Raw genomic sequence first — 24,367 nt, 5'->3', positions numbered from 1 at the left:
CCTTTCACTTTTTCATACTGCTGCTTCAGGATAAAACGATCAAAACTCATCCTTCCATCACTCCTTATGTATAAGGTATGGCGAAGGGTCAAATAGAGGTTTCTATGAGGGGTTATTCAAAACCCTCAATAAGAATTCGAGAGAGCGTTTCAAAGTTAAACATTGTCTGAGAACAACCGTTTTTTATAAGCGGTATTCCCTGTGTTGAAATATGACGATGTTTTTCAAGAAGATTCATAGCAAACCGGAGCTCTTCAGTGCAGGCTATACCAACAATACCGTCGTATGATTTCTGGTGCAGAATTTTTTGTACACCTGATGCTCCTGGAAGGATATAGACATCATAATTACGATGAGCAGCTAGTTGTGTTGCTTTATGAACAAGACAATCCTGTGAACAGTGCTGACATTCATAGGAAGAGATATGGGCGTTAAATGTTGCTTTACATCGGGTGTCCATATACTTCCGACAACAGTGCGGTAGAAACAACGCTCGTTTATTGGTTTTTAGAAACAAATCTCGAGACATATTATTCTTGATATTTACATGAAGTATATCCTTAATAATCAATATCGATTCAGTTATTGATAGACCCGTAAGTTGATCGATCTTAAAACGTTGAACAAGTCTCTTAGCGATACGTGCAATTTTTGTATTGACGTGTGCTTTTTCTGAAAACTCAGCAATTTCTTTGAAGATATGATGCGATAATACCGAGAGATCAAAGGTAAAGTTATACGACATATTGTTTCTCCAAAGGGCGTACCTGACGTACAAAGAATATAACTATCGTTGTTTTCGTATCATTTATAGATTTCTGTAACGTCAGCTACGCAATCAACATACGGTATATGAATCTGTTGGTGAAGAATATCTATCATCATCGGAAGAACAACATATTCAATAAAAAATCGAAAATAAATATTTTTTAATTTATATAAATAAATTTGAAAAAATAATCCTATAACATAGGATTTTATGAATCAGAACTCTTTTTATCAGAACCGACATGATTTTATAGTTCCAAAAGTTCTAGTACTACGAGGTGGTTTGAGAATGTCGTAACAATGCTCAAGTACGATGGAATGACATTCGCTTCTTATGAAGAAAACATTTGATTTTAAAATTATCTCAACAGAAAATAATTCTATTGATAATCATACTGACTCGATCGCCTCGGAATATGATATTATTGATCGGGTATTGATTGGAGATCAACGAAATAAAACGTTATTCGATTGGTCACCAGAAGCAATTGTTATTTTAAACTCGCACGGAGTTTTTCTTGATGCAAATCAACGAATGTATGAATGGCTTGGATATAAACCCGAAGAAATCATCGGTAAAACCCTATCAACCGCACCTTTTTTTTCTCCTGAAGCCCAAGCAGCAGTCATGGAAAATTTTAAACGGCGGATGAAAGGAATAGATATTCCACCCTACGAGATTGAATTCATTCATAAAGACGGCTCAAAACTTTGGGGTGTTATTCATGGTTCATTATACAAAGATGCAGCAACAGGAATAACCTTTGATTTAGTTATGGTTTCAAACATTACCGAACAAAAATATGCAATTGAAAAACTCCGAGAAAGCGAAGAGAAATACCGCAGTATCTTTGAACATGCATCAGATCTTATTCAATGTGTTGATGCACGTGGTTACTTCTTTGAAGTAAATCCTGCTTGGTTGAAAGCTTTACAATATTCAAAAGATGAGGTAAAAAGATTAATGTTTCAGGATATTCTCCGAAAGGATCAAATAGCACATTGTAACCAAATATTTCAACGTGTATGTTCTGGTCAATCTGTTCGAAATGTGCAAACAATATTTGTGACAAAAAACGGTACTGAAATCGCCGTTGAAGGAAATATCAATGCAATCATGAAAAATAATACTTTTATTGCAACGATCGGGATTTTTAGAACACTACAACGATCTCTATAGATCAGCAAAAAACGTTTATTGTGAGTGGGCCCGGAGAGATTTGAACTCTCGACCTGCCGGTTATCAGCCGATTGCTCCAGCCAATCTAAGCTACGGGCCCAAAGAAGAGGTATGCGAACAGGGGTAATACATTTATTCTATAAAAAAGTATACTACATAAAATCGATATCTTAATACGTCGTATAAGAATATCCGGGTTTAATGGATATTGATAAAATAATTCGAGAGCTCTCTCATCTTGAAAAAAAAGTATTACTGGCATTACAAAAATATAATAATAAAGCATCACCCCAGGATCTTATCAAAAGCGGAGATTTTAGTCAAGAAGTCGAAATAATGAACGCTGCTTCATGGCTTCAATCAAAAAAACTGATTCTCCTAGAACAAGAACTCATAACACTTTATTCACTTGGAAAAGAAGGAAAAAGATTTTTAGAAAAAGGACTCCCAGAAAAGCGAGCATTAGCTGTTCTCCAAATGAAAAATGGAAAAGCGTCCTTATCTGAATTACAACAATATCTAGAGCCTGATGAGATACCGATTGCAATTGGATGGCTAAAACACCACGGATGGGCAACAATCAAAAAAGAAAAAGAAACAATTTTTGAAATAACTGAAAAAGGAAAAAAAGCATTGAACGAAAAGACAATCGAAGAAAACTTATTGCAAGAATTAAGCGTACAGGAGTCCCTACAGATAGATCCAAAGAAACTTCAATCACTTCTATCACGGAAAAATGTAATAAAAGAAAAACAAATAGTAAAATGTACATTGAAACTGACTGACAGTGGACAGCAGGTTTTAAAAAAAGGGTTTAGCATCCAAGAAGAGATCACCCAGATCACAACATCGGTAATAAAAAATAATGAGTGGAAACAGAAAATAATTCGACCATACGACATCCATGCATTTGCACCGGCTCTTTATGGTGGCAAACCGCATCCTTTGATTCAATTAATCGGACAGATTCGACAGATATTTCTTGAGATGGGGTTCCAAGAAATCCAGGGAAACTACGTAGAATCTTGTTTTTGGAATATGGATGTGTTATTCATACCTCAAGATCACCCTGCACGAGATATGCAAGATACTCTCTATTGCCAAAAACCATTAAAAATCCCGATCTCTGATTCTCTGTTACTTGAGAGAATTGCAGAAGTGCATGAAAATGGAGGAACAACACAATCAACAGGATGGGGGTATAAATTTTCAAAAAGTGAGGGAGAAAAAGCACTGCTCCGCACCCACACTACGGTCAACACGATTCAATATTTATACCATAATCCATACCCACCTGCAAAGATTTTTTCTGTTGGCAGGGTTTTTAGAAAAGAAAGCATCGATGCAACACATCTTCCTGAATTCCACCAAATTGAAGGAATCATCCATGAAGAATCAACAAATTTCCGCCAGTTGATTGGCGTATTAACAGAGTTCTACCATCGGATGGGTTTTGAGAAAATACGATTTCGTCCAGGATACTTTCCTTATACCGAGCCAAGCATGGAGATCGAAGTTTTTTATAATAATAAATGGATGGAACTTGGTGGGAGCGGCATGTTCCGTCCTGAAGTTACAGAACCATTAGGTATTACAACCCCGGTTCTTGCTTGGGGTCTTGGGCTCGAACGTCTTGCAATGTTAAAATTTGGATTAACTGACATTCGGAGTTTATATATCAGCGACCTGGCATGGCTGCAAAAAAAATCGATGCTCTAAATCGTCCTAATACTTCTTTTTTATATCTAGCAAAAAATGGTATGTACTGTAAACAAACATTTATATAATAATAAGCTTGATATAAAAACTGAGGGTACACAACAATGCGGCTATTCAGAACGCTACAAAGTATTATGCTCATCAGCATTTTCCTTATCAGCACACTACATTATTGTTGTATCTTTGAGACGACGGTAAAATCAGAAGTAACAGCACAACCAACCATACTATATTTCACCCCGTACAATCCTTTTTATCTCGAGGATGAATTTGAAAGTATCCAAATGAGTCTAACCCCGCCAACAACAACAAACGACTCTGTATGGCCTCCTCAATTATTTAAACAAGTAGACGGGAAACGAATCCGAGAATTAAACACCGACGAGATACTTACCTGGATTGAACTCTGGGTTATGTACAAGTTTTCTCAATTCGATGAATTCTATGGAAACGAAACCGAAGAGCTACCCGATGAATTCGATCAATATTTTAAACAACTTTTTGATCTGTTCAATCCGTTTAAAATACAAGAAGATTTTATCTATATCGGTGAAGAACCAGCAGAAATATCCGGAAAAATACTGTATAACTTGTATTTCTCTTCAAATTCAAATTATATCGGTTCAAAAGATTCTGTCAAAATAAGTATCGCAAAGAAAGAGCTACTATTTGGAGAATTACCTATTAGTACCGAAATTAAAAACAGCACAGCAACGATACACCCAACGCTGCCAAAAGGAAAAACAAAACTTACATCAATTGAGCTTAATCTCGAAAATCAAACAATCTATGTGGAACCTGAAGAGATTATATCCTTTTCCGTTGAAATTATTCCAACGCAACATCTCCTCAGTAAACTATTCAAACTTGCGGAAAAACATGGTTTTGCTGACGGAAAATATCTCAATAAGTTAGCAGATTTTCTCAGCAACAGAAAACTAGAAACATTCCAACAATGGGGCGAATCCCTCCACGAATTTATCGATGAAATCAATGTATTTTCTGAAGAGGGAATTAATCTTAGTATATCTGATATCGGAGAAATCGTTGACGCATTACAAGGTTCTTCCTTTGTTTTTGCATCAAAAACTCACCCCTCCCATGTTCTTCTTCCACTAACAGTTGTCGGAGATACTGAAAATTCAAAAGTATATTATCTCCATGATCAAAATAACATGAATGAGCAAATAGGAACCAACACTAATCCAGTCGAAAATGATTTTTCAAAAAATTCAATATCCTGGTATGGACCACCACTTGAACGAAGCAAAATTCTGAAATATGCATCGGCAAGTCTTTATATCAACGCACGAAATCTTCTTCGAAAAACATCAATTACCGTATCATTATACAACGGAGAGAAACTACTCTCAACAACTACACAGGTACTCGCACGAGATCTGTTAATAACGAAACCGCAAGAACCAGTTATCTTTAATTTTGAAAACATCAACCAAGAGATTAACTACGGCAATCGCTTAACTCTTTCAGTTGGGATCTCAGATAATGCAAAACGAGGGCTACTCGGAAAAATAAGTGTCATCTATGATACCGAAACCTATGCATCACAGCTTGCCCTTACATTTACAGAAACAGAAAACATTCAAGTAACCTCTACAGTTTATCCACCCAACCAACAAATTGTCCCAGGAGGATCTCTTCGGTATATCTTTTCAATTTCAAGTAAGAAAAGTGATGACATCACGCTCTCCTATAAAACTAAGGATCCAGAACCAACCTGGATGATAACGATCCTTGGTAATCAAACAAAAACCTATACTGCCGGACAAAACAAACAAGTGATCGTCTATGTCAATTCAACGGATCCAACTAAAAGAGCGTATAAAGAAACCATTGATATTACGTTTATAATCAGCGGTAAAACAGGGTATGTAAAGCAAAAAACCCAAGCAAAAATCTCCGAAGAAGCAGTCGTTGTCGATGTGCAGATCATTGGCTATACTAAGGAAGTCACAAAAAAGAAAGGAGATGAAGCTCACTTTTATATTGTTATACAAAACAACAACACGGCAGCAATTGATGATACTGATAGTTATACGATCACTGCACAATCATCACGTCATTGGGCTGTTGACAACACAAAATCAATCAAAAACATTCAAACAGGAAAAAGAACAGATCCGTATGCTATCCTGATTGTTGTTTCGATACCTAAAAACACTAGTTTTGAATCAGACACCATAACGGTCACGATACGATCTGATACAGATCCGACAAAAACAGCGACAGTAACTTTACGGTTAATCGTAAGTGGGCCTGACTTTTTTGAAACAATCACCAAGTTATTAAAACCCCTCTATGACTCAATGAGTACTCTCGCTCAATCTTTAGGATTAAATGAACTATTTGGTGCAGAATTTGCCCCGATACTCCTAATAATGCTCATCATGGTAATCATTTTATGTGTCTTCATTATTCTTACTCTTGTGCTTACGAAAAAAACATTCAGAATTATATGTACTCAGAGGATACAAGAGATACAATCAGATCAAATAGCACTGTTTAGTTTAACGATTAAAAATCTGACGAAGAAAACTCAAACCTATCTGCTGACAACACACCCACAGTCAACTGATCTCTGGAGAATTACCATTGATCAACCTCAAGTAACAATACCAGGAAATAATCACCAAGACATCCATCTTTCTGTTCAACCAACTCATATACTAAAACCGAAAGATTGGATAGCGATCGACGTTTATGTTTCACCGATAAACCAGCGGAAAAAACAAAAAATCACCCTTATGACCATGATCCATGATGGATCTCCCTGCCTGCAAATTACTGATGTTCATCATCTGCCATCAGAGTTTACCGCTGGAGAACAAATACTAACGTTATTCAAACTTGTCAATAAAGGATCTGTAACCGCACACAACGTCCAGGTTCTTCTCTATATAAATGGTAAACAAAAAAATAAAATAGTGGTAACAATTCCCAGTAAGAGCTATGCTGATATCTCCTTACCATGGATTGCTGGTAAAGGAAAAAATAAAATACGAATTAAGATAATTGAACAGTAGCCATATATAATAGGAGTATCATGCAGGTGCTTAACTCGGCAAAAAGGTGTATTTTTCGTGTTGGATGAAAAACCGAAACGACGAGAAGAGTTAGAACAGCTGAAAAATGCTGAAAAGAAATTTCAAAGTCTCATTGAAAAAAGAGACGAACTTAATGAATTGGCAAAAGTCGTTCGTGAAGAACGAGACATGCTCAATGAGAAACGAAAAGAACTCAAAGAGATGATGAATAAAAATAAAAAAGAACGCGATGAAATCGTCGCACAGATGAAGATCCATAAAGAACGACGAAACCAACTGCAACAGCAAGCAAAAGAACTTATAAACGCTCGCCGTAAGAAAAAAGGAGACGTACAACACAATCTACCTCTTCGAGTTGAAGAACTCAAAGCAGACATCCAGATGATGGAATATACCCAAGAAACAGTACCGATGGATACGCACAAAGAAAATGACCTTATCAAAAAAATCAAAGAAAAACGCAAAGAATATGAAGCGGCAAAAAAACTTTTAGAACAACAACAAGTCATCCAAATTGATTTAAACGATACAGATCGAGCAATTACTGAACTCTTCAAAAAAGCTGATGAAGAACATGAGCTCGTACAGAAATTATATCAAGAAAGTCAACAAAAACATGAAGAGTATAAAAAAATTGTCAACGAAATAGCAACGTCAATTAACGAGGCAAACAAAAAACATAAGACGTTTGTTCAATTAAAAGAAGAAGCACAACAACATCATGATAAAGCTATGGAGATGCGAGCAAAGATTCTTTCAGTAAAACAGGAATCACGAAAACGATATCTAGAATCAAAAGAAATTTTACGAAATCAAAACATCAAGGCACGACAAGAAGTTTTTAATCAGGAGAAACTTGAAGTTATCGCTGATGAATCAGTGAATGCGTTAAAAGCTGGAAAAAAGATTTCACTATCCGGCTAAAGAGATATCGGCAATCAACGAAAAAATTTTCGTCACTTTTAAATAGGTTTATTTGTTTTTAGCTTTTCATATGTCAACTACAGATAGCATTGGTATTGTTAGTTACGGAGCAAATATACCCAGATTACGAATTAAAGCAGAAGAAATCGCTAAAGTATGGGGTAAAGATGGTGTTGCTATTAGCAAAGGACTCGGTATTTTTGAAAAATCAGTTCCAGCTATTGACGAAGACACCGCAACTATAAGTGTTGAAGCAGCTCGTGCAGCACTCAAGCGCTGTATCGTTAATCCAAAGGATATTGGTGCAATTTATATTGGAAGTGAATCACATCCTTACGCAGTTAAGCCAACTGGAACTATTGTTGCCGAAGCAATTGGTGCAACCCCCCATGTTATGGTTGCTGATTATGAATTTGCCTGTAAAGCTGGAACAGCTGCTGTTCAAACCTGTTCCGCCCTGGTTAAAGCAGGGATGATTAAATACGGTCTTGCTATTGGAGCAGATACATCACAGGCAGCACCAGGTGACGCGTTAGAATATTCGGCAGCGGCAGGAGGGGCCGCTTTTATTATCGGCAGAGAAAACGTTGTCGCTACAATTAATCATACCCTTTCATATACCACTGACACTCCTGATTTCTGGCGTCGAGCAGAACGGAAATATCCTGCACATGGAGGACGTTTTACCGGTGAACCAGCATATTTCAAACATATTACCAATTGTGCAAAAAATTTAATGGAAAAAGCCGGGACGCAACCTTCAGATTATACCTATGCAGTTTTTCATCAGCCAAATGGTAAATTTCCAGTCAATGTTGCAAAAATGCTTGGTTTTACCCCTGAGCAAGTCAAACAAGGATTACTAACCCCAGTTATTGGAAATACCTATTCAGGTGCATCAATGCTTGGACTTGCATCAGTTCTTGATGTTGCTAAACCTGGCGATCGCATCTTTCTGACGAGTTACGGTTCAGGTGCAGGAAGCGATGGGTTTGATATTACGGTTACTGAAAAAATCCTGCATCTGGCACGAAAAAATGCCCCGCTAGTATCTCAGATGATTGAACATAAAAAATATATTGATTACGGTACGTATGCAAAATTAACTGATTTATTATACTGGGAGTGAATAGACCATGAGAGATGTTGCAATTATTGGAGTTGGTTTAACGAAATTTGGCGAACTGTGGGATAAATCGTTTCGTGATCTCATTGCAGAAGCCGGGTCAAAAGCGATTCTTGATGCAAAAATCGAAGGTAAAGATATTGATGCTCTGTATATTGGATCGATGAGTTCAGGTCGCTTCGTCGGTCAAGAACATATCGGTGCATTAGTTGCTGATGTCTCTGGCTTTTCAAATGCGCATATCCCTGCGACCAGGGTAGAAGGCGCCTGTGCATCGGGAGGGCTTGCAGTTCGTCAAGGCTACCTTGCTGTTGCATCAGGTCTCCATGACATTGTCGTTGTTGGTGGCATTGAAAAGATGAACGACGTTGGTGGTGCTGCTGCTACCGAAACATTAGCAACCGCTTCTGATCAGGAATGGGAAGCATTTTTTGGAGCAACCTTCCCTGGATTATATGCGATGATTGCAATGAAACATATGCATGACTACGGCACCACAAAAGAACAGCTTGCACAGGTTGCAGTAAAAAACCATGCAAACGGTGCTTTAAATCCATACGCTCAATATCAATCAGAAATCACTGTGGAACAAGTGATGCGGGCATCACCAGTTGCATATCCGTTAGGTTTACTCGATTGTTCACCGGTAAGTGATGGTGCTGCATCACTAGTTTTATGTGCAGCAGAAAAAGCAAAAAAATATGTAGATACTCCAGTTCGGATTATTGGATCTGGTCAAGCATCTGACACTCTTGCACTTCATGCACGACGTGATATCTGTACACTTGATGCCACAGTTTTTGCTGCTAAAATGGCATACAAACAAGCACGAATTACCCCGCAAGATGTAAGTTTTGCTGAAGTCCATGATTGTTTCACGATTGCTGAAATCTGCGCGATTGAAGATCTTGGTTTTGTAAAAAAAGGAGATGGCGGAAAAGCTATCGATGAACATATTACAACACGAGATGGTTCTTTACCGGTAAATACGAGTGGTGGACTAAAAGCAAAAGGACATCCAGTTGGTGCAACCGGTGTTGCTCAAGTCATCGAAGCTACCCTCCAGCTTCAGGGTCGAGCAGAAAAACGCCAACTTAAAAATCCAAAAATTGGCCTCACGCACAATGTTGGTGGTTCTGGTGCAACCTGTGTCGTCCATATTTTGGAGGCGATGTAACCATGCAAGTAGCGCGGTTTTGGCGGCAGATTCCCCAGCGGTATAACCTCATTGGAAACACGTGTGGGTCGTGTAATCGGATCTATTTTCCCCCGCGTGAGTCCTGTCCACTCTGCCGTCGGAAAAGTATGGGTAAAATGAAGCAAATAAAACTCAGTGGAAAAGGAGAAGTAGTAACCTATTCTATTATTCATGTTGGTCCTGAGGATTTTGAAGAACAAATCCCGTACGTCATTGCAATTGTGAAGCTTGTTGAAGGTCCTCAGATCACTGGTCAGATTGTTGACTGTGAGGTTTCTGAGGTAAAAATCGGAATGAAAGTAGAAGCAACATTCCGACGGATTCAAGAAGATGGATATACTGGTGCTATTTACTACGGCTATAAATTCAGAAAAATCGATAAATAACCACTAGCACTTTCTACTTCTTTGTTTATTTTTTTAATTTTTTAAAAAAGAAGAAGATAATGAAGATCTAAAACACAAAAAAGAATAAGAAAAAAAGGAGAGATGAAGGTTTTTATTTCTGTTGTTTATGCATTGACTGGTACCGGTGATGTCCAGCTGGGGCTGTAAATAATCAGATTTGGATCACCATAGATAACCTGGATGGTACTGACCTGCATCGATGATGAACCGTACATTGAAGTTGGATCACCGGTGGTAAAATCTCGGAAATGTAACCAGACTTGTTTTGAGTATGCTTTTCCAATAGGTTCTCCGTAAATCAATGCATCTTTGAAAAACTCATCATCTTGTAGGTCTGCCTCAGGGCACAAACCTGAATCTGCATTGCCGTACCAGACAACAGCACCATGGTCAAGGTATACCATCGGCCCGTGTGCATCACCGGTAGTGCAGGACATGTAAAATACTGCTTGACTTCGAAGGTTTCCCGTGAGCTGATCAACATAATCATAATGGATGATATCGTAGAGCTGAGGTGGTTCTGCGTTGTACCAAACCATACCATTGAATCGTGCAGTCTTCCAAGTATCGTAGGAATACCCACGCCAGGCATCCCACCAGATTTGATCAGGATAGTTACAATGTTCAGTTTGGATATACTGAGCTGATATACCTGATCCGCCGGTTCCGTGCCCGGAGTAGTACATGATACTAGCACCGTTGTTCATTCTTTCAAGATGAGCCTCCCAGAGACAATGTCCTTCGTACTTCCTGAAATGAGAGCTGAATGTTCTTTTCACTTCTCTGCTGGAGAATACACTGTATGATTTTTTATCATTGCATTTCCAAGTTCCACCATCAGGATAGTTCATCAATTGTGACGTGGTAATATTGCGTCCAGGGTTTGCAAAAATCAACGCAGGATATAAAATACTTCGAGCTACATGGGCAGCAGTATACGCTGTAGTTATACCGGGGAAGTGACCTGCATATGAGTTATTACCCATCATAATTGAATGACAGTGGAGATAGATATCTTTTCGAGGTGCAACAAAGCAGTATGCCTCTTGTCCTTCGAGGTCAAGACCAAGACTCTCAATTAATCCATGGATCCCATTATAGACTTCTTCACTCCAGTATCGTTTTGCATCAAGGCCAAACGGTGGTAGATCTTCAGCATCTCCTTTGCCAAGCGCATAGTATTTGAAGAGTTGCAGGTAGATTTTTAATTTATTCTGTTCAACAGGAACTGATGCAACTGGAAGATGCAAGCATGAACGTGAGCCGTGATAGTAATCACCACCCCACAGTCGATAGGTTTCAATACGGTTTGCAACCGATGCAGGGTTTCCTGGTGCATCCTCGATTCGGAGGACCGGGGCTCCATGATATGCAGCAAGCATCGCTGCTGGCGCAAAGAATCCTTGACCGGTTTGTTTAATTGATGTGAACGTGATATAATTTTCTGATGAATCGTATGTTTTGATATGATCTACGATCTCCTGCATGGTTTTCAGATCTGTCTGAACTGTTGGAAGTTTGCTTTTCACAGCAGATCCGATGTTTCCTCGTTCGACAAAGATCACCTTGTTGACACCAAGCGTGGTGAATGCAGAAGCAGTTGCAGCAGGAACATCATCCTCAGTAATATAGAGTAATGGAATATGTTCTTGAGAGGCAATGACTGCAGCGTTTGCCGCTGAAACTGTTGCATGTGCACGTTTCGGATTCACTGTTCGAACATCAACAGTCAACGTGTATTTGAGATCTGAACCTTCTGCATTTCGTGGAACAACGATTACCGTCCAGAGTCCTTTATTGGGATGAAGTACCTCAGCGGTGAATTCAGTATGCGGTCCTGGATTCCAACATCGCCAGGGGTTTTCTGGCGGGTTTTCAAGGCCGTTCCATTCGTGAATCGGATTCACTGGTCCATTCCATTGAGGTATATCTGGCGCTCGGAGGTATCCTTGTGGATCAACAAGGAAAACCAAGAGATCAGCAGGTGTTTCTGTGGTTACTTTAGCGGTGATCACGCAATCTTCATTTCGAATATATGTCCGATAGCGATGACCTTCGTATTTGGTTATCTTGAAGTACCAATTTGCGTTGACTTGATCGGTTCCTGCTGACCAGAAACCCATTCTCGTAACCGGTTGATAAATATCCCATTTATCCCCAGGGGCATCATAGGGTGATGGCCACCAGTCTTCACCTTTTTCCATGAAATGAGGAATAATCGTGTTTAAGGTTGGTGTGGCACCGCCGCCACCATACATACTAACATTAATCGCACACCATTTTGGTTTTAAAAACATTATATATGCGTTTGCTTTGACGTCTTCACTTGTCGTTGAAACTTCAATCACTTCAGCATTGCGCTTTAAAGTTTTTGTTTTCTGAATGACCGTTTTCACGGTATCTTCATAGCTACTCCCATCAATCGCGACGACAGCACGATCAGAGGACGACCAGTGTTGAGTTGCAATTTCAGCGGCTGCTGTGATCGGATCAGCAGGAAGTGTATATTGAACTGGTGTTTTTCCATGGGACGCAAGATAGGTATTCCAATCATCAACTACGTATTGAGTTGTATCATCAACGGTACCTCGATCAGCATCGGTCCCAAAATAGTTAGTTTCAGTTGTATCACCGGTGTAGATGATCGGAGCAAGATATCGTTTTCCATCAGAGAGATAGTTACTAGCAGGTATTGCTGCGAGATATCCGAAATCATCCTTGGTACTTGTCGGATCATTATTGACTATGTAGGTTTTTGCAATAGGTGTTATCTGAGGTTGTGGGATCGGTGCAGGAGGCGCTGGTGCACTTGCTTGTACTGAAAGAGTTAACGTGTATGGCCCTGAACCATAGGTATAGTACTGCCATTCAGTTGGCTGAGGAATATCGACCCATCCTGGGAATATTTCAAGGCGGATACGCCACTCACCTGATACATCAGCTGGGTACAAGAGTTCATCATCATAGTAGTTTTTCTCTTCATAGACAAGTGTACCACTGGGGTTGTAGAGTTGGATGTCGAAATCAGAGAGATCTGCACTGGTTTTCATTTCAAGTTTACATCGTATCCCCTGACCCGCGTTAACCTGGAATTTATACCAATCGTAGGGATCACTTATGTCAAGATATCCGTTATACGTTCCCGGCGGTATGAGGAGAGCATTGGCAAAATCATTTGGTGCATCAGTCCAGGTCCCTGCATCATTTTGACCAATGAGCGTGACTGAAAACGTATATTGCTCTGTGGTTGATCCAGTTAAGTAGAGAATTGCAATGTACCAACGACCAGTATAATCTGCAGTAAATGATATCGTCTCAGGAACGTCACCTGGTGTATCTGAAACTGCTCGTCGAACTGAATCCTTATCCCACAGTTCAAGAGTATAATTACTTCCCGGTGGTGGTACTAAGGTTACCAGAATATCCTGTCCTGTGCACACCTGGAATCGGTACCAATCCTGATCGGTTGATGATTGAAGTTTTCCCGTGTTTCCACGACCTGGTGTATCATCAAGGATTTCACCTGGATAAATCGCCGTTGCCTTTGAGATGTCGTTGCCCGCATCTTTCCGTGTTCCCGCATCATCATAGGTTCCATCAAGAGATATCGGTGCAGGTTCTTCATTGACGTTGTACCATCGATCCAGAACGAAAGGTCCTTCTGCCTCACTTGTATATGGTTTATACATGGTATAGAGTTTGGTTTGAGCGGTATTAAGTGGTTTGTTGGTCGCAGAAAGAGATCGTACAGGAGCAATACTCGCTGCTCCAATAAGAAGTATGGTCAAAACAACAGCTTCAACTCCTAGTTTCTTATAATTCATAGCTTTATATACCCCCTAAGCATCGTTACTTCATTATATGCCTGTCTATTATATATATGTTTCGATGTATTTCGATGTAAAAAGACGGTAAAAATACTACATGACGAACAGCCGATGCTCATTGAGAAGAAGTAACAACTTTTGTAGTGCTGTTTTATCGATGCAGTTAGTCCATCGTCAGTAAGTTTATAAAGAAACAAGAACTCTCCTTGTTCTGATGGTTGAATCGATGTTGCTCCAGATTGGTCAATATCTTTTTTTTATTCTCTTGCCGATTCTTGCGATTTATCTTGGGTATTTGATCATTACAAAAGCATTCAACGATATGGGGTTTTCTACAGGGGAAGCGGTTATTATCGTCTTTGTCTGCTTTATTCTCGGCTATGGCATTATCGATAGCTACGTTGGTATCCCTTTCCAAAACATATATCTGTTTACGTATAGCAATTGGAACGTTGGTATTAACACTGGAGGTGCAATCATTCCGCTCATCGTGAGTATCTATCTGACGATAAAAAATAAACTTGATAAGAAACGATTAGGTATATGTATACTCCTCGTAGCACTCACAACCTATCTAGTAACTACCCCTGATCCTGAAAAAGGGATTATATCTGTGTTTCCGTATTGGTGCATACCGATTGTCATTGCAAGTATCCTCTCAAGTATTTTCTATCGAAAAGAGAGAAGAAGAGCGCCAGTTGTCGCCTATGTTTCAGGGACACTCGGAGTACTCATCGGCGCTGATATTTTTCATCTCTACTCACTGCTCAACAGTGGGCCGTCAACAGTTCGTACAGCTGTGATCGGTGGAGCAAGTGTTTTTGACATGATTTTTATCACAGGAATTAGTGCAGTGATTATTGATGGGATTCTTATCCGGCAAGAAAAACATAAAAAACAATAAACACAACGAACTATTCTTTACGGTCGAAACCCTTAATAAATACTTGCCTATTTTACCCTGATTAGCTTTCATATAGGAAAGAGGCTATCCATGGACAGCGAACAGCAACTCAACGATCAACAAAATATCCAAGAAATGATTACAACAAAAAATAATTTACAAGATACTGCAAATCAATTAAAACGACGGCGAGATGAACTACACGAAAAATCAAAACAGCTAGCAAAAGAGCGGGATGAGATTAACGCAAAAATACGCCAGATACGAAATCAAATCAACGAACATAAAAAGAAACGAGACGAATATAATGAGCGAGTAAAGGATTCAAAAGAACAGCGCAACGAACTATTAAAACTGCATGGAGAAATCAAGAAAAAAATCAAAGAATTAGAAAAGGAGCGAAAATCAAGTTCTGGTGTTGATCTAAATCTCTTAAAACAAAATCTCAGAAAACTTGAAACAGAACAGATGACCCAGCCGATGTCGCCTCAAAAAGAAAAAAAATTAATTGAAACGATTAAAGAGCTCCATACTAAAATCAAACAAGAAGAAGAACGTTTAAACCAAGATCCGAAATTAAAAAAAGCACTCGAAGAAGAAAAACAGTTGAAACAAAAAGCAGAAAAACAACATGACCTTGTCGAAAAACTCGCAAAAAAAGCGCAAGAAGAACATCACTTGATGGTTGAACAGTTACAACAACTTGATACGCTCATGAAGCGATCAACCGAGATCCAGGAAAACATTGTGCTTATCAAAATCCAAGCAGATGCAGTTCACAAAGAGTTCATTGAACATGTCAACAAGATTCATGATCTCGAAAAACAAATCATGAGTACTGAGAAGAAGAAAGACCGAAAGAAAAAACTAGCGGATGTTACCGAAGCACAAAAACAAGCTGACGAGATTTTTGAACGATTCAAACGAGGTGAAAAACTCAGTACCGAAGATCTCATGATTCTGCAAAAAGCAGGTTTGCTATAAAATATAATTTTCACAGGAGGAGAATAAATGCCCTGCGAGATGTGCGGTTGTGATAAGAAAGGATGTCGGCCTGCGATTATTGACGGCGCAAAAATGCTGTTATGTCCTGAGTGTATCCAACATGCTGAAACTGTTGAAGAAACAAGGATCGCTGCTGTTCATAGAAAAAATATCTCTTTACAAAAACCACGAATACCTGAAAAAGACATCTACCAGCAGATGCAAAAAGAATTAGTTTCAAATTGGTCTGAAATTATTAAAAAAGCTAGAGAAAAGAAGGGATTGACCCGCGAGGAACTCGGTTTTCGGATTGGGGAACGAACAGTAACCATTCAAAAACTTGAAAATGGTGATCTACGACCTTCTGACAAAATGATCGATAAACTCGAAAAAGAACTTAATATTCAACTCTTGGAAGAAGTGAAAAACGTTCCCATATCACAACATGGAACAACCGGCCTGACCCTTGGGGACTTCATTCGTACAAAAGAGTCATGAGTATGAACCATACAACTATAGCTCGTGCTCTTTCTGCATTAAGAAATGGTGAAGTTATCGTATATCCAACTGACACGTTGTATGCTCTCGGCGCAGATGTTTTTAATGATATTGCTATTCAGAAAATTTTTTTGATAAAAAAAAGACCTGAAACATTAGCATTACCCATTGCTGTCGGATCTATCTCTGAAATAGAAAAAGTCGGCTATCTAACTCCACTTGCCGAGATTGTTGCCAACCATTTTTTACCAGGCCCAGTCACACTGCTGATACAAAAAAAAGAGTGCATCTCGAAAAAAATCACAGGTGGACGAGAAACTGTTGCAGTTCGAATCCCAAATCATCCTCTTGCGTTGCATCTGCTTTCAACATTTGGTCCTATAACAGCAACAAGTGCAAATATACATGCCCAGGAAACACCCCAAAGTACAAGGGATATTCAAGCACAATTACACGGTGATGTTGCTGTTTTTCTGGATGGAGGACGATTGAAAGGTTTACCTTCGACGATTGTTGATGTAACCACGGAAAAACCAGTTATTGTACGTCAAGGTGTTGTTTCTTCTGAGGAGATTATGGCTGTGGTTGAACATGGATGATCAAACCTATCAAAAATATAGAAAAGCTGGAAAGATTGCTGCTGCTGCTCGAGATCTCGGTGTTGAAATCATCAGAGAAAAAGTTTCTTTTCTTGATGTAGTACAACGCGTAGAACAATTTATACAGCAGCAAGGAGCAGGTCTTGCTTTTCCTGTAAATATTTCAGTAAATACGCTTGCTGCTCATTTCACCCCTTTATCAACAGATTCTCTGTGTTTTAAACGAGGCGATGTCGTAAAACTTGATGTTGGGGCACATGTTGATGGGTATATCGCTGATACTGCGGTTACCGTTGAAGTTGGGACTACAAACTATCGTGAATTGATCCGTGCTTCTGAACAAGCATTAAATCAAGCTATTCAGCATATACATCCAGGATCTGATCTTGGTGCTGTCGGCAAGGTTATCGAACAGGCCATTACCTCCTACGGCTTCAAACCAATTGAAAATCTTACGGGTCATAGTATGAAAGAGTATGAACTACACGCAGGGATGTCAGTCCCGAATATCAATGCTGGGATGACCCGATGTGCACCAAAGGTTGGTGATGTGCTTGCAATAGAACCATTTGCAACGACTGGTGCTGGTCGTGTTGTTAGTGGACAAGGAAGTAATATTTATCTTTGTACGCCTTCATTAAAATCAAGGTTTATTCGTGATGATAAAATAAAACAAAGTTTTCAAAAACTCAAAGCAACCTTTTTAACATTGCCCTTTGCGCATCGGTGGTGTCTCGATCTGTTTCATGACTCGACAGATAGTGTATTGAAAAAGCTATCCTATTACGGTTTGATACGACAGTATCCTCAACTTGTCGAAGCAAAGAAAGGTATTGTATCACAAAAAGAACATACAGTCATCGTAACTGAGGATGGGTGTACGGTGATTACATGAAAGCTACTGGAAATCATACAAAATATGAAAACAATACTCAGAAGTTAATACTCCTCGAAGAACTAACCTGGAAGAAAATCGAACAGCTTGACAAAGACAAAACAATTTTTTTCATTCCCTTAAGTCCACTTGAGGAACATGGCCCTCATCTTCCGATTGGAACTGATCTTCTTACGGCACGGGATGCAGCAAAAGAGGCGATAAAAATCTTATCCTCGAAAAAACAAGGGTATAACTTTATACTATTTCCTGCAATTCCTCTTGGTTATTCAAAAATAGCTTCATGTTTCCCTGGAACCGTTTCGGTCCGCGTGAAAACAATTCGGTTCATCGTCGAAGATACCATTGGATCTTTAGCAAAATTCGGTTTTAAATTTTTTGTCATCTGTACCTTTCATATGGATCTTGGTCATCTAAAAGGTATTTATACTGGTATCAAAAAGATAACAAAAACATATCCTGTCAAAGTCATTGAACCGTGGGGCCCATATTTTTTCCATAAAGAGGTCGAAAAACGTGAACCCTCCGTTGGCTTTGATACAAAAAAAGAAGTACATGCCTGTTTTCGTGAAACCTCATTGATGAAATATCAATATCCGTATCTTGTCGACGAATCATATAAAAATCTACAAAATATTTACCGTGATTTATATTCTCCGCGGTTCATTGGGAAAACATTCAAAGAAATCGGAATTACTGAAGGATATATCGGGAGTCCAGCTCGTGCTGATAGTGATTATGGACGCTGGTATTTTCAGCAGATTGTAGATACCTATGTGAATAGTGTGCTTGATCTTCTAACTGGAAAGGAGGAAAAACATCTTCCGAAACAAATTCAAATACTTATGAGATCAATGTTTTGGATCTAACGGAGTCGGTACTGCCCATTGCCGAAATATACAAGTTTTGAATGAACAATTCGATTCATGAATCCACCATATCTGATGAAACAAGAAATCTGATGAATCGTGAAACCAAGGGCAAGCATTTTAAATGTTTGAACTGAAGTTTTACTATTGATCCAATATGCAGTATTGCCTGACCAACCAAGATAAACATCTGCCCCTGCAGTAAGAAACGCCTGTGCCATTGAATCATTATAACAGGCATGACACGTTGCCATATAAATCAGAGAATTGGGAAGGGTGTCCTGCGGATAATAATAATTGATGAGGAGAGGGGAAAAGCAAATGAAACTTTTTGACCCTACAATTCCTTCAACAATCATGTGACGTTCAAACTCAAATGGGTATTGTATCGGTGTTTGGTTTGTCCAGTGTTCTCCAGTTGCAACGACAACAACATCAGCTGCTTGATCACCATCGATATCCCAATATCCTGCATGGGAGTTCATATAAATAAGGTCTCTAGAGAGCTTGTTTTTAATCAAGGAAAGATTCACCCGTTGATTTGACTGATAGGTTACCGAGAAACCGTACTTGATCAGTATCTTAATTATTTTTATACAATGACGATTTCCATAGAGATATTCTGATGGATTTAAGATGAGAGCTTGTTTTTGATCTTGGAAAGAACAGCTACTCACATCGACGCTGCGCGAACTAGGAGGAACATGTTTGTTTTGTAATAAACCAGGGACATCTAAGAGTAAACTATATGTTCCATCGGTATAACAAATCGTCATAGTTGGATCAATATATGACACAAAACGAATATCAGGCTGCTGAGCATACCACGTATGAAGCGCCATACAAAAAAGTCTTGTGAGTAGAGCAGGATATCGATGCATTGGAGGAAACTGCTTTTTGATTGTCCGAATTCCTATGTTGATAAGGTCATGATGATCAATCGTGTTATCTTTAATCAATAGAGAAGTATGACCAGTTATAACCGTCGAACTCAGAATAAGAACCACTAAGGTAACGGCAACAAAGAAACCTCCATACGTTCTTTTTTTAGAAAACATACACAGTCTAACAATATTATTAAACTCAGCACTATTTAAATATATGGTTGGAACAAATAAAGAAGAAAAAAGTTGAAATTACTGAGGGGGCAGTAATCCTTGATATATAAATGAGTAGAAAATATTTTCAAAGCAATTATTGATATTTAAACAAGTGACTAGGGTTACTGTAGCGATTATCAAAGTTAGAATAATGAAGACCGGCAGCAGAGCGATAACGGTTATGACGCAGGCAAAAGGATTTGTTGTATTTAACGCTAGAGGTCGTGGATTGTTTGTCCCTTGAGAGGGTTCTATCATATCAATTGAACGGAGAAGTTCTTGTTTGAAGAGTATTGGATCCGTGCGCATACGATTAACATAATTGTTTAATTCGTTTTGATCAATTTGGTTTTTCTGTAGAAATGTTTTAAAACCAGGCATACGCATCGCTCTATCAAGTATTTTCAAAAGTCCATCTGGATTATTATCAAGGATTGAAATGAGCTGTGCAATCAGTGTCTGATATGATTGCTTATAAATGATGAGATTCTTTTGTCCTTTCCCCAAATAGGTAGTAGAGAACTGATGTTGATCTGTTTGTTGAACAGATTGAGACGTTCTAACAGCAAACAATGGTGAGTCTTTTTGCATATTTTGTTTTGTGATAGTGGAACCAAAAGCTGAGGTAAATGAGGTGGCAAGTAGTAAAAAAGCAGCTCCAATACAACCAATCCATATTTTTTTGTTCATGTTCATAGAATCCCCACTATGCATATATATTATGAATGAGTAAGTATATAAATATATCTAATACGCAGAGATTTTGCATGAACGTCTATTTCACTTCCTTTTCAAGTAAATTGTGTAAAACAACTGTGAAAAAAGTATATAGCTATGATGCTCTATTCATGGGGCAAGCAACAATACAATTGGAATAATTGGTGAGTATACGTATCCACAAATGTTGTGAGGTCTTGAGTACATATGGAATCTGCAGAATCCTCCGAGGCGCTCTATGACGGAGCCAGCACAATTTTTTCGCCAGATGGCCGGCTGTTCCAAGTTGAATATGCTCGAGAGGCGATAAAAAAAGGATCTACAACAATCGGTTTAAAATATAAAGATGGAGTGCTTTTGATTACGTCCCGATTTACTCCATCAAATCTAATCGCAACAGATGATACTGATAAAATCGCTCAGATCGATGATCATATCGGTTGTGCTTTTTCTGGATTAGTTGCCGATGCACGGTTACTTGTTGATCTCGCACGAGATGAATCACAGATTAACAAAATTCGATACGATGAACAAATGCCGATAAAAGCATTAGTTGATGCTATCTGTGAATTGAAACATCTGTATACCCAATTTGATGGTGTGCGCCCGTTTGGTGTCGCCTTAATGATTGCAGGTGTTGACAATACCGGTAAACATCTTTTTCTAACAGATCCATCAGGTGCTTTTTTAGAATATAAAGCTGCTTGTGAAGGAAAAGGAAGTGCAAAAGTTCTCCAATATTTTAATACCCATTATACACCTGAGTTTTCATTATCTGAAGCTGTAAATTTTGCCTTTGATGCACTTCAGAAAAGTACGAAGAAAAAAATAGGCGTCGAAAATCTTGAAATTGCTGTTGTGGATGGAAGAAAACAATTTCGAAAACTTTCTTATGCAGAAATACAAAGTTTAATCAAAAATAACTGACACTCAAAATGTTTCTATTTCCCTTTTCTAAATAAGGTAAATAATCTTTTTTGCTTCGTCGGGATTACCGCTTCTCCGACGCTCCGGACATCTTCAACGGAGTAAAATGCATGGGGATGTATTTTTTCAACTTCTTGTATGATCTTTTGGAGATCCTGTCGTCGAACAACAGCAAAAATAATTTTAACCGGGCCTTTTATTCCTTCTGCGTCATGGGTGGTAACACCATAGTTTTGACTGCGGAGTACGTCAACGAGTTCTGTTGCATCATGTTTGGTTATGATTCGAACAAGAACAAAACCTATTGAAATTTTTTCTTCGATTAAGATACCAAGGAAATTTCCTATAGCAAAACCAGCAGCATACGCAATAGAGCATACAATATTATTCAAATTTTGAATTATTTGCCCGATGGCAAGAAGCCAGATGTTAATCTCAATGAAAGCAATCAATGGAGCAAAATACTTTAATCCTCGAGAAATGAAAATAATTCTCAGTGTTCCTAAACTCACATCTAATAAACGTGCACCGAAAATAAGGATCGGTAGAATAACCCATTTAAAAAGATCTGATGAATAAAATTCTAAGAAATCGATATTGCACACCCCTCTAGATACATATTACGACTCGTGAAAAATTAAGCTGATGATCATCGCATATCTGGCTCAATATCATCCGTGTCACTAGGTCCTTGTGATTGGGAAAGCTTACAGCTTTGGCATATTCCTTCATCTTCTTCTTCAGGAGCAAGCTCATCACCGCATATAGAACAATATTCTGTCATTATGATGTTCCTCCGTGGTTTTTTATGAAAATCGCAATAACTGAATTTCTAAGGTCTATAAAAATCTACTTTTCAGGTTACGGTCTATCAAACAAGGTGAAAAACGTAGAAGGAAAAAAAATTTAATCTGCGCAGATATACCCTTTGGTCAATCAACTAGTGATGATACCATGAAAGTGACAGTTGGTAATGATGAGTTCTGCCCAAACTGTATGGACTGGAAAGAATACGACGATGAAGGACGTTGTAAAGTTTGTAAAAAATTAATAAAAAAGAAACAACAAACCAATAAATATGAGGAATATAAAATCGAGGATTCTACTTTTGAATCAGATGAAGAGAGCAATTCCAGCGAATCTTAATCACGTTTTCTTGTTCCATAAAAGATGCCGATGCTGTGTGTTTCTTTGAGTAATTGTTCGAATTCTTGCTTGAGTATATCGATTGTTTCATACGATAGTTGGTTTTTCTGTGGAAATCGGCAGGGAAGATCAGGAAAGGAGCCTTGAATCCGACATACAAAAGGTCGGACAGGATAGATACTACATCGATCATCCTTTAGATATGGACAGCGCATATCATGATGAAGAAATTCATCTGTTGTCCAGATAATATATTCCATATTATGGTTGAGGAGATAGTCTCTAATGTTGAGTTCTTCAGGATAAAACCAGAGTATAGGACCACAGCAGAAATGACAATGCTGACAGGAGACCGTTGAAGGAATATGTGAATAAATCTCATGTAATCTTTTAAGTATATCAGATTTCAGGAGCATACAAAAGATCTCCGTTGTACCCATTATCATTATGTGTATTGAACATCATATCGCTCATATCGTAAGCAACCGTGTGATACAGTATCTGAAATTTCAATCAGTTATATATAAAGATATTTTCAACCAAATAATCAAATATGCAGTAAATGCTGTCGAAATATCGCTATATGTATTCGAATGGTTTATATGAACATCCGAGTATTCTATATATCTCCCACCGTGTTTTTATCCTCTAGAGAATGAACGTATAACGCATTAAGAGACCTCCCACGTCGTTGTAGTGGTGGCTTGAGTTTTGATTGCAAATCAAAATTTGCGTTTATCTTAATGCGTGTTAATATGCACCCGAATCTTCGAGGGCTTCAAAAACCAACAATATTGAGTGAAGAAAACTACAGGTCAACCAAATTTTTATATAATATATTTTATAAATTTAAATCTTTTACACATTCTAAAAACGACTGGGATATTTCTTTAAAAACTTCGTTTTTGATTCACATAGAATATATTCATGATCAAGTTAAACCGTAGGATATTCACCTGCCACTGGTTTTACGCTTAGTATCAAAACATACTGGATCATAGTTATACATTTAAGGTTCTCCAAATTGAATGCAGCCATTTTTTAATAATATCTCTGACATATGGTGGTCTCTAAAGGTTATATCGCGTAATTCCCAATAGGTTTTTTCTCTAGTATTAGCAAAAAGAAAGAAAGGTTCAATTTCAAATGCAGGAAAAATATAACGGGTGATTAGAGAGCGAAAGGATGAAGGAAATTTAGCTGGAAGTTTTGCTTCTAAATCTTCTATCCAATTAATTGAATCGTCTCTGAGAATTTTCCAATAATACCCATATTCATCTTCTTTTTGTTTTAATTTGTTAGTAATTTCATTTTCTTGAAGTGGTTCTGAAATTACTTTTGATTGATTGACTTTTTGAACAAATTGATCTATGATTATATCAATTTCATGCATAATATCTCCGTTTGCAAGTATTTGTCAAGCTGACCGAAAAATCCATACAGGAGTTCTTTGATTACATATCTGCATGGATGGGATGCAACAGCAGATCATAGAACTGACACAACGTATCCAC

Annotated in this window: 23 protein-coding genes and 1 tRNA gene; 15 read left to right on the top strand and 9 right to left on the bottom strand. The window is 38.3% G+C overall.

All coding sequences use genetic code 11. The features are described from left to right. Positions 1-112: 112 nt before the first annotated feature. Entirely contained in the window at positions 113-745 is a 633-nt protein-coding gene (locus QXL17_05995) for a DUF116 domain-containing protein (protein MEM4258687.1), read from the bottom strand. Positions 746-1,102: 357 nt separating this feature from the next. Between QXL17_05995 and QXL17_05990 the strand changes: the two genes are divergently transcribed. Further along, positions 1,103-1,948: a PAS domain-containing protein gene (locus QXL17_05990; GenBank protein ID MEM4258686.1), complete on the top strand. Its 846-nt coding sequence runs from the start codon at positions 1,103-1,105 to the stop codon at positions 1,946-1,948. Between the two features lie 25 nt (positions 1,949-1,973). On the opposite strand, the gene QXL17_05985 is transcribed toward QXL17_05990, so the two are convergent. After that, positions 1,974-2,048 (bottom strand) — tRNA-Ile (locus QXL17_05985). 101 nt (positions 2,049-2,149) lie between these two features. Here QXL17_05985 and QXL17_05980 point away from each other — a divergent pair. The 6 genes from QXL17_05980 to QXL17_05955 all read left to right on the top strand — a co-directional run bounded on the left by QXL17_05980 (position 2,150) and on the right by QXL17_05955 (position 10,366). Next, complete coding sequence (locus QXL17_05980) at positions 2,150-3,667, top strand: phenylalanine--tRNA ligase subunit alpha (protein MEM4258685.1); 1,518 nt, start codon at positions 2,150-2,152, stop codon at positions 3,665-3,667. A gap of 104 nt (positions 3,668-3,771) precedes the next feature. Further along, positions 3,772-6,711: a hypothetical protein gene (locus QXL17_05975; protein ID MEM4258684.1), complete on the top strand. Its 2,940-nt coding sequence runs from the start codon at positions 3,772-3,774 to the stop codon at positions 6,709-6,711. A 57-nt stretch (positions 6,712-6,768) separates the two neighbouring features. Continuing rightward, positions 6,769-7,656 (top strand): hypothetical protein, encoded by an 888-nt coding sequence (locus QXL17_05970; protein MEM4258683.1) that lies wholly within the window; start codon positions 6,769-6,771, stop codon positions 7,654-7,656. A gap of 70 nt (positions 7,657-7,726) precedes the next feature. After that, a complete protein-coding gene (locus tag QXL17_05965) occupies positions 7,727-8,785 on the top strand; it encodes a hydroxymethylglutaryl-CoA synthase (protein MEM4258682.1) in 1,059 nt (352 codons plus the stop codon). A gap of 7 nt (positions 8,786-8,792) precedes the next feature. Then, positions 8,793-9,959, top strand: coding sequence for a thiolase domain-containing protein (locus QXL17_05960; GenBank protein ID MEM4258681.1), 1,167 nt, complete (start codon positions 8,793-8,795; stop codon positions 9,957-9,959). A 2-nt stretch (positions 9,960-9,961) separates the two neighbouring features. Further along, a complete protein-coding gene (locus QXL17_05955; GenBank protein ID MEM4258680.1) occupies positions 9,962-10,366 on the top strand; it encodes a Zn-ribbon domain-containing OB-fold protein in 405 nt (134 codons plus the stop codon). 125 nt (positions 10,367-10,491) lie between these two features. On the opposite strand, the gene QXL17_05950 is transcribed toward QXL17_05955, so the two are convergent. After that, entirely contained in the window at positions 10,492-14,211 is a 3,720-nt protein-coding gene (locus QXL17_05950; GenBank protein MEM4258679.1) for a hypothetical protein, read from the bottom strand. 229 nt (positions 14,212-14,440) lie between these two features. On the opposite strand from QXL17_05950, the gene QXL17_05945 reads away from it, so the two are divergent. The 6 genes from QXL17_05945 (at position 14,441) to QXL17_05920 (ending at position 18,963) form a co-directional block, all read left to right on the top strand. Continuing rightward, positions 14,441-15,118 (top strand): DUF1614 domain-containing protein, encoded by a 678-nt coding sequence (locus QXL17_05945; protein MEM4258678.1) that lies wholly within the window; start codon positions 14,441-14,443, stop codon positions 15,116-15,118. Positions 15,119-15,208: 90 nt separating this feature from the next. Then, a complete protein-coding gene (locus QXL17_05940; GenBank protein ID MEM4258677.1) occupies positions 15,209-16,102 on the top strand; it encodes a hypothetical protein in 894 nt (297 codons plus the stop codon). Between the two features lie 27 nt (positions 16,103-16,129). After that, a complete protein-coding gene (locus QXL17_05935; GenBank protein ID MEM4258676.1) occupies positions 16,130-16,600 on the top strand; it encodes a multiprotein bridging factor aMBF1 in 471 nt (156 codons plus the stop codon). A gap of 2 nt (positions 16,601-16,602) precedes the next feature. Then, the gene (locus QXL17_05930; protein MEM4258675.1) at positions 16,603-17,199 is read left to right on the top strand and encodes an L-threonylcarbamoyladenylate synthase; all 597 of its coding nucleotides are present in this window, start codon (positions 16,603-16,605) and stop codon (positions 17,197-17,199) included. After that, complete coding sequence (map, locus tag QXL17_05925) at positions 17,192-18,094, top strand: type II methionyl aminopeptidase (GenBank protein MEM4258674.1); 903 nt, start codon at positions 17,192-17,194, stop codon at positions 18,092-18,094. The genes QXL17_05930 and map overlap by 8 nt, the downstream gene beginning before the upstream one ends. Beyond that, the gene (locus QXL17_05920; GenBank protein MEM4258673.1) at positions 18,091-18,963 is read left to right on the top strand and encodes a creatininase family protein; all 873 of its coding nucleotides are present in this window, start codon (positions 18,091-18,093) and stop codon (positions 18,961-18,963) included. The genes map and QXL17_05920 overlap by 4 nt, the downstream gene beginning before the upstream one ends. Here QXL17_05920 and QXL17_05915 read toward each other — a convergent pair. Both QXL17_05915 and QXL17_05910 read right to left on the bottom strand, forming a co-directional pair. Continuing rightward, complete coding sequence (locus tag QXL17_05915) at positions 18,960-20,021, bottom strand: hypothetical protein (GenBank protein MEM4258672.1); 1,062 nt, start codon at positions 20,019-20,021, stop codon at positions 18,960-18,962. The genes QXL17_05920 and QXL17_05915 overlap by 4 nt on opposite strands. A 78-nt stretch (positions 20,022-20,099) precedes the next feature. Then, complete coding sequence (locus QXL17_05910; protein MEM4258671.1) at positions 20,100-20,753, bottom strand: hypothetical protein; 654 nt, start codon at positions 20,751-20,753, stop codon at positions 20,100-20,102. A 234-nt stretch (positions 20,754-20,987) separates the two neighbouring features. On the opposite strand from QXL17_05910, the gene QXL17_05905 reads away from it, so the two are divergent. Beyond that, positions 20,988-21,707: an archaeal proteasome endopeptidase complex subunit alpha gene (locus QXL17_05905; protein MEM4258670.1), complete on the top strand. Its 720-nt coding sequence runs from the start codon at positions 20,988-20,990 to the stop codon at positions 21,705-21,707. A 14-nt stretch (positions 21,708-21,721) separates the two neighbouring features. Here the strand turns inward: QXL17_05905 and QXL17_05900 are convergent, their stop codons facing one another. Both QXL17_05900 and QXL17_05895 read right to left on the bottom strand, forming a co-directional pair. Continuing rightward, positions 21,722-22,312, bottom strand: coding sequence for a DUF2179 domain-containing protein (locus tag QXL17_05900; protein MEM4258669.1), 591 nt, complete (start codon positions 22,310-22,312; stop codon positions 21,722-21,724). A gap of 44 nt (positions 22,313-22,356) precedes the next feature. Then, positions 22,357-22,491 carry a hypothetical protein gene (locus QXL17_05895; protein MEM4258668.1) on the bottom strand — a complete coding sequence of 45 codons (135 nt, stop codon included), beginning with the start codon at positions 22,489-22,491 and terminating at the stop codon, positions 22,357-22,359. Positions 22,492-22,661: 170 nt separating this feature from the next. Between QXL17_05895 and QXL17_05890 the strand changes: the two genes are divergently transcribed. Beyond that, positions 22,662-22,853 carry a hypothetical protein gene (locus QXL17_05890; protein ID MEM4258667.1) on the top strand — a complete coding sequence of 64 codons (192 nt, stop codon included), beginning with the start codon at positions 22,662-22,664 and terminating at the stop codon, positions 22,851-22,853. On the opposite strand, the gene QXL17_05885 is transcribed toward QXL17_05890, so the two are convergent. Further along, positions 22,850-23,269, bottom strand: a complete 420-nt coding sequence (locus QXL17_05885) for a YkgJ family cysteine cluster protein (protein ID MEM4258666.1) — start codon at positions 23,267-23,269, stop codon at positions 22,850-22,852. The two genes, QXL17_05890 and QXL17_05885, sit on opposite strands and share 4 nt — an antisense overlap. A 593-nt stretch (positions 23,270-23,862) precedes the next feature. Then, positions 23,863-24,246 (bottom strand): hypothetical protein, encoded by a 384-nt coding sequence (locus QXL17_05880; GenBank protein ID MEM4258665.1) that lies wholly within the window; start codon positions 24,244-24,246, stop codon positions 23,863-23,865. Positions 24,247-24,367 lie beyond the last annotated feature (121 nt).

The sequence above is a fragment of the Candidatus Thermoplasmatota archaeon genome (assembly GCA_038884455.1).
In the GTDB taxonomy this organism is placed as follows: domain Archaea; phylum Thermoplasmatota; class E2; order DHVEG-1; family DHVEG-1; genus JAWABU01.
This window is presented reverse-complemented; position numbering and strand designations above follow the sequence as displayed.